Source organism: Duganella sp. S19_KUP01_CR8 (assembly GCF_036688705.1).
Classification (GTDB): Bacteria; Pseudomonadota; Gammaproteobacteria; order Burkholderiales; family Burkholderiaceae_D; genus Rugamonas.
Genome location: NZ_JAQQPR010000074.1, coordinates 1 through 1,407, shown reverse-complemented (window position 1 = coordinate 1,407; position 1,407 = coordinate 1). Strand labels below are relative to the sequence as shown.

At 56.3% G+C, this 1,407-nt stretch carries 1 protein-coding gene; it reads right to left on the bottom strand.

Annotated features, from left to right (window positions below; genetic code table 11):
* A partial coding sequence (locus V6M89_RS30370) for an RHS repeat domain-containing protein (protein ID WP_332856712.1) occupies positions 1–1,366 on the bottom strand: 1,366 nt, incomplete at its 3' end.
* Between the last annotated feature and the right edge of the window lie 41 nt (positions 1,367–1,407).

Below are 1,407 nucleotides of genomic sequence, written 5' to 3'. Positions count from 1 at the left end.
GCGTACTCTGCGCCACCACCCGACCAAGCGGATCCGGCGTGTATTGGACAACACCCAGGTCGGGATCGCTCAGCTTGGTTTTCCGGCCCAGTAAATCGTACTCCACCGTGATGATATTGTTGCGTGGGTCCGTCGTCTTGCTCAAATTACCGAACGAATCATAGGCGAATTTCGTCACCCCTTTCAACGCATCGGTCACCTGCTCGATCTGACCAATCACATTGCGCTTGTCGATGCGCATGTACGTCAGCGGATTGGTTAGTGTCACTGTCAGGCCGTTGTAGTCCGATTGACTGAGCTGCTCCTTGTTGGCCTCATCCAATGCATACGAATGGATCACCCGGTTCAGGATGTCGTACTCCAGCCGTGACGAGATATAGGTGGTGGACGCCGTGCCGAATGCGGGCTGGTAGCGCGCCTTCAGGCGTCCCATATCGTCGTAGGTCTGATCCGTATAGACAGCGTCTCCCTTGTAGCCCCAGCTCTGTTGGCTCAGCACGTGCCCTACCTCGTCGCTGTAGGTGAGCATGGGGACGGCGCTACGCGAACTGCCATGGAAGTACTCCACGATCTGCACCAGCGCGGCGTCACCACGGCATTCGCCTACACATTTTTTCGGCAAGCCAAAGCGGGTTTCATTACCATCGGGACGTAGTTCGGAACGAACCCGACCGAAATTATCTGCGGTCCAGGTAGTCGTTAGTTCGTTCACGTCCTTCAGACTGATCCGCACGCCGGTGGCACCATCATAGGTCGAGGTTTCTGTGTGCCCCGCCGCATTGGTGACTACGCTCGGGAAGCGGCCTTTACTGTCAAACGTGCGTGATGACGTGCGCGATTTCGTCGTCAGCGACAAAGGATCTTTCCAGCTTTCCTTCTTCGAGCTGACCAGTCCAAATTTGTTTCCGACATAGCCATAGTCGGTCACCACCGACAGCGCGGCAGTGCCCTTCTCCGTCGTCGCTTTGGTGCGCAGGCCAGTATTGATGTCGTATTCGTAATCAACCGTCCGCGTCAGGCTGACAAGGTCAGCATTGGTTTTCTTCTGTGTGACCTTGGTTGGCAGGCTGATGAGCCATGACGCGACCCACGTCGGAGTCGCGCTCGAATAGATCGTGGTGACCTCGCTGCCGAAGGTCTTACCGTCACCGCTGGTCGACGTCTTTTGCAGCGTCAAATTGCCGTAATCATCAAACGTGTTCTCGGTGATCACCGTCCCCATGTCGTAGGTATTTCCGGCCAGGTCGTGCCGTTCCACCGTACTGCTGCCGATGTAGGGATACAGCGTTTGCGTCTGCCCATCCTGGATGATGGTCTTCTTCGCCAGGGTGTTGACTGTTTTCGACAATGCGACCTGGTCGGACATGATCGACTCGGACAGCACCATGCCGGTGTATGGCCATGCCT